This is a genomic window from Cryptosporangium phraense (assembly GCF_006912135.1).
GTDB lineage: Bacteria > Actinomycetota > Actinomycetes > Mycobacteriales > Cryptosporangiaceae > Cryptosporangium > Cryptosporangium phraense.
The window spans coordinates 1-5255 of the sequence record NZ_VIRS01000074.1; the positions used below are offsets into that span (position 1 = coordinate 1).

Consider the following 5255-nt stretch of genomic DNA (forward strand, 5'->3'; position numbering starts at 1 on the left):
CCTTGATGGAGAGTTTGATCCTGGCTCAGGACGAACGCTGGCGGCGTGCTTAACACATGCAAGTCGAGCGGAAAGGCCCTTCGGGGTACTCGAGCGGCGAACGGGTGAGTAACACGTGGGTAACCTGCCCCTTGCTCTGGGATAACTCCGGGAAACCGGGGCTAATACCGGATATGACTCTTTGAGGCATCTCTTTGAGTGGAAAGTTTTTCGGCGAGGGATGGACCCGCGGCCTATCAGCTTGTTGGTGGGGTGATGGCCTACCAAGGCGGTGACGGGTAGCCGGCCTGAGAGGGCGACCGGCCACACTGGGACTGAGACACGGCCCAGACTCCTACGGGAGGCAGCAGTGGGGAATATTGCGCAATGGGCGAAAGCCTGACGCAGCGACGCCGCGTGAGGGATGACGGCCTTCGGGTTGTAAACCTCTTTCAGCAGGGACGAAGCGCAAGTGACGGTACCTGCAGAAGAAGCACCGGCCAACTACGTGCCAGCAGCCGCGGTAATACGTAGGGTGCAAGCGTTGTCCGGAATTATTGGGCGTAAAGAGCTCGTAGGCGGCTTGTCACGTCGACTGTGAAAACCCGGGGCTCAACTCCGGGCCTGCAGTCGATACGGGCTGGCTTGAGTGCGGTAGGGGAGACTGGAATTCCTGGTGTAGCGGTGAAATGCGCAGATATCAGGAGGAACACCGGTGGCGAAGGCGGGTCTCTGGGCCGTAACTGACGCTGAGGAGCGAAAGCGTGGGGAGCGAACAGGATTAGATACCCTGGTAGTCCACGCCGTAAACGTTGGGCGCTAGGTGTGGGTCCCTATCCACGGGATCCGTGCCGCAGCTAACGCATTAAGCGCCCCGCCTGGGGAGTACGGCCGCAAGGCTAAAACTCAAAGGAATTGACGGGGGCCCGCACAAGCGGCGGAGCATGCGGCTTAATTCGATGCAACGCGAAGAACCTTACCAAGGCTTGACATACACCGAAAACTCGTAGAGATACGGGGTCCTTCGGGGCGGTGTACAGGTGGTGCATGGTTGTCGTCAGCTCGTGTCGTGAGATGTTGGGTTAAGTCCCGCAACGAGCGCAACCCTCGTTCCATGTTGCCAGCACTTCGGGTGGGGACTCATGGGAGACTGCCGGGGTCAACTCGGAGGAAGGTGGGGATGACGTCAAATCATCATGCCCCTTATGTCTTGGGCTGCACGCATGCTACAATGGCCGGTACAGAGGGCTGCGAAACCGTAAGGTTGAGCGAATCCCAAAAAGCCGGTCTCAGTTCGGATCGGGGTCTGCAACTCGACCCCGTGAAGTCGGAGTCGCTAGTAATCGCAGATCAGCAACGCTGCGGTGAATACGTTCCCGGGCCTTGTACACACCGCCCGTCACGTCACGAAAGTCGGTAACACCCGAAGCCCGTGGCCCAACTCTTCGGAGAGGGAGCGGTCGAAGGTGGGACTGGCGATTGGGACGAAGTCGTAACAAGGTAGCCGTACCGGAAGGTGCGGCTGGATCACCTCCTTTCTAAGGAGCACTAGCGTCCTTTCACCGATTGGTGGGGGCGCCAGATGCCGTTTACTAGGCGAGATGAGCATCAACATGATGCGAACGAGATCTAGTGCGGTGCTCAGGGTGGATCACTAACTAGTTCAGACACGCTGATCGGTTTTCTTAGTACAGCTGGCGTTGCCGGTGGGAACGGAAGATTCGGGAGGCGGGTTTGTAGAACACACTGTTGGGTCCTGAAATAACACACGCTGCGAGCCCCGGTGACGGGGCTTTTCGCATGGGCGTGGGTTGTTTCACCGGGCCGATTCGCACGACATCGCCGGCGTTGCCGGGCTGGTCGTGGTGGTGGATCGGTGGCTGGTCGTTGTTTGAGAACTGCACAGTGGATGCGAGCATCTTATCTTTGTGGTCAAGTTGTTAAGGGCGCACGGTGGATGCCTTGGCACCAGGAGCCGATGAAGGACGTGGGAGACCGCGATAGTCCTCGAGGAGCTGTCAACCGAGCTGTGATTCGAGGGTGTCCGAATGGGGAAACCCGGCAGCAGTTATGTGCTGTCACCCGCACCTGAACACATAGGGTGTGTGGAGGGAACGTGGGGAAGTGAAACATCTCAGTACCCACAGGAAGAGAAAACAACAGTGATTCCGTGAGTAGTGGCGAGCGAAAGCGGATGAGGCTAAACCGTCTGTGTGTGATACCCGGCAGGGGTTGCATAGGCGGGGTCGTGGGGTTTTTGTTGACTAGTCTGCCGGCTGGTCGGAGAGTAAGAAATTGATGTGTTAGTCGAAGGTTCTGGGAAGGACCGGCGTAGAGGGTGAGACTCCCGTAGACGAAAACGCATTGACTCTCTTCAGGAATTCCCAAGTAGCACGGGGCTCGTGAAATCTCGTGTGAATCTGGCGGGACCACCCGCTAAGCCTAAATACTCCCTGGTGACCGATAGTGCACTAGTACCGTGAGGGAAAGGTGAAAAGTACCCCGGGAGGGGAGTGAAATAGTACCTGAAACCGTGTGCCTACAAGCCGTCGGAGCCTTTTGGGGTGACGGCGTGCCTTTTGAAGAATGAGCCTGCGAGTTAGTGGTACGTGGCGAGGTTAACCCGTGTGGGGTAGCCGTAGCGAAAGCGAGTCCGAACAGGGCGATACAGTCGCGTGCTCTAGACCCGAAGCGGAGTGATCTATCCATGGGCAGGGTGAAGCGCCGGTAAGACGGCGTGGAGGCCCGAACCCACCAGGGTTGAAAACCTGGGGGATGACCTGTGGATAGGGGTGAAAGGCCAATCAAACTCCGTGATAGCTGGTTCTCCCCGAAATGCATTTAGGTGCAGCGTTGCGTGTTTCTTGCCGGAGGTAGAGCACTGGATGGCCTAGGGGGCCTACAAGCTTACTGAAGTCAGCCAAACTCCGAATGCCGGTAAGTGAGAGCGTGGCAGTGAGACTGCGGGGGATAAGCTTCGTAGTCGAGAGGGAAACAGCCCAGATCTCCAGCTAAGGCCCCTAAGCGTGTGCTAAGTGGGAAAGGATGTGGAGTCGCAGAGACAACCAGGAGGTTGGCTTAGAAGCAGCCACCCTTTAAAGAGTGCGTAATAGCTCACTGGTCAAGTGGTTCCGCGCCGACAATGTAGCGGGGCTCAAGTACACCGCCGAAGCTGAGGCATTCACACAGTTACTTTGGGGCATGTTCCTGCGGGGCATGTTTTGAGGGTGTGGATGGGTAGGGGAGCGTCGTTCAGCGGAGGAAGCCGCGGGGTAACCCAGTGGTGGACGCTGTGCGAGTGAGAATGCAGGCATGAGTAGCGAATGACGGGTGAGAAACCCGTCCGCCGGATGACCAAGGGTTCCTGGGCCAGGCTAATCCGCCCAGGGTGAGTCGGGACCTAAGGCGAGGCCGACAGGCGTAGTCGATGGATAACGGGTTGATATTCCCGTACCCGCGAAGGATCGTCCCTGATGAACCAACTTTGTGCTAACCACCCGAGCCGGCAGGCGTCTTCGGACAAGTGCTGGGGAGGCTGGGATCCCGGGTTGTAGTAGTCAAGCGATGGGGTGACGCAGGAAGGTAGCTTATCCCGGTGAATGGTGGTGCCGGGCCAAGGGTGTAGGGCGAAGCATTGGCAAATCCGTGCTTCATGAGTCTGAGACCTGATGGGGAGCCGTTGTGGTGAAGTGAGTGATCCTATGCTGCCGAGAAAAGCCTCTAGCGAGATCCGAGCGGCCCGTACCCTAAACCGACACAGGTGGTCAGGTAGAGAATACCGAGGCGATCGAGCGAACTGTGGTTAAGGAACTCGGCAAAATACCCCCGTAACTTCGGGAGAAGGGGGGCCGGAGACGTGATCCCACTTGCTGGGGGAGCGTTGTATGGCCGCAGAGACCAGGGGAAAGCGACTGTTTACTAAAAACACAGGTCCGTGCGAAGTCGTAAGACGATGTATACGGACTGACGCCTGCCCGGTGCTGGAACGTTAAGGGGACCGGTTAGTCCGTAAGGGCGAAGCTGAGAACTTAAGCGCCAGTAAACGGCGGTGGTAACTATAACCATCCTAAGGTAGCGAAATTCCTTGTCGGGTAAGTTCCGACCTGCACGAATGGCGTAACGACTTTCCTACTGTCTCAACCACAGGCTCGGCGAAATTGCACTACGAGTAAAGATGCTCGTTACGCGCGGCAGGACGGAAAGACCCCGGGACCTTTACTATAGCTTGGTATTGGTGTTCGATTCGGCTTGTGTAGGATAGGTGGGAGACTGTGAAGCGGGCACGCCAGTGTTCGTGGAGTCATCGTTGAAATACCACTCTGGTCGTATTGGATGTCTAACCCGGGCCCCTGATCGGGGTCGGGGACAGTGCCTGGTGGGTAGTTTAACTGGGGCGGTTGCCTCCTAAAATGTAACGGAGGCGCCCAAAGGTTCCCTCAGCCTGGTTGGCAATCAGGTGTTGAGTGCAAGTGCACAAGGGAGCTTGACTGTGAGACTGACAGGTCGAGCAGGAGCGAAAGCTGGGACTAGTGATCCGGCACTGGCTGGTGGAAGCGGTGTCGCTCAACGGATAAAAGGTACCCCGGGGATAACAGGCTGATCTTCCCCAAGAGTCCATATCGACGGGATGGTTTGGCACCTCGATGTCGGCTCGTCGCATCCTGGGGCTGGAGTAGGTCCCAAGGGTTGGGCTGTTCGCCCATTAAAGCGGTACGCGAGCTGGGTTTAGAACGTCGTGAGACAGTTCGGTCCCTATCCGCCGTGCGCGTTGGAGTCTTGAGAAGGGCTGTCCCTAGTACGAGAGGACCGGGACGGACGAACCTCTGGTGTGCCAGTTGTCCTGCCAAGGGCATGGCTGGTTGGCTACGTTCGGAAGGGATAACCGCTGAAAGCATCTAAGCGGGAAGCCTGCTTCGAGATGAGGTCTCCCACCACCTTCGAGTGGTTAAGGCCCCCGAGTAGACGATCGGGTTGATAGGCCGGATGTGGAAGCCTGGTAACAGGTGGAGCTGACCGGTACTAATAGGCCGAGGGCTTGCCCACAAAGCATAAACGTGAGTTTGTTGTAAGTAGTCGCATCCACTGTGTGGTTCCCAGACCACGAACAACCCGCCCCCTGTCACGGGGGCGCTGGGGTTCGTTGAGGTCTGATCGTGTTCCGGTGGTTATAGCGAGAAGGAAACGCCCGGTCCCATTCCGAACCCGGTAGCTAAGCTTCTCAGCGCCGATGGTACTGCACTGGTGATGGTGTGGGAGAGTAGGACGCCGCCGGGCTT

3 rRNA genes are annotated in these 5255 nt (G+C 57.6%); all 3 read left to right on the forward strand.

Annotation, left to right across the window (positions count from 1 at the left end):
- Nucleotides 1-2: 2 nt before the first annotated feature.
- Nucleotides 3-1517 (forward strand): 16S ribosomal RNA (locus tag FL583_RS39745).
- Between the two features lie 392 nt (nt 1518-1909).
- A 23S ribosomal RNA gene (locus FL583_RS39750) occupies nt 1910-5022 on the forward strand.
- A 114-nt stretch (nt 5023-5136) separates the two neighbouring features.
- Nucleotides 5137-5253, forward strand: a 5S ribosomal RNA gene (gene rrf, locus FL583_RS39755).
- The 16S, 23S and 5S rRNA genes sit together here, the layout of an rRNA operon.
- The last annotated feature ends 2 nt before the right edge of the window (nt 5254-5255 follow it).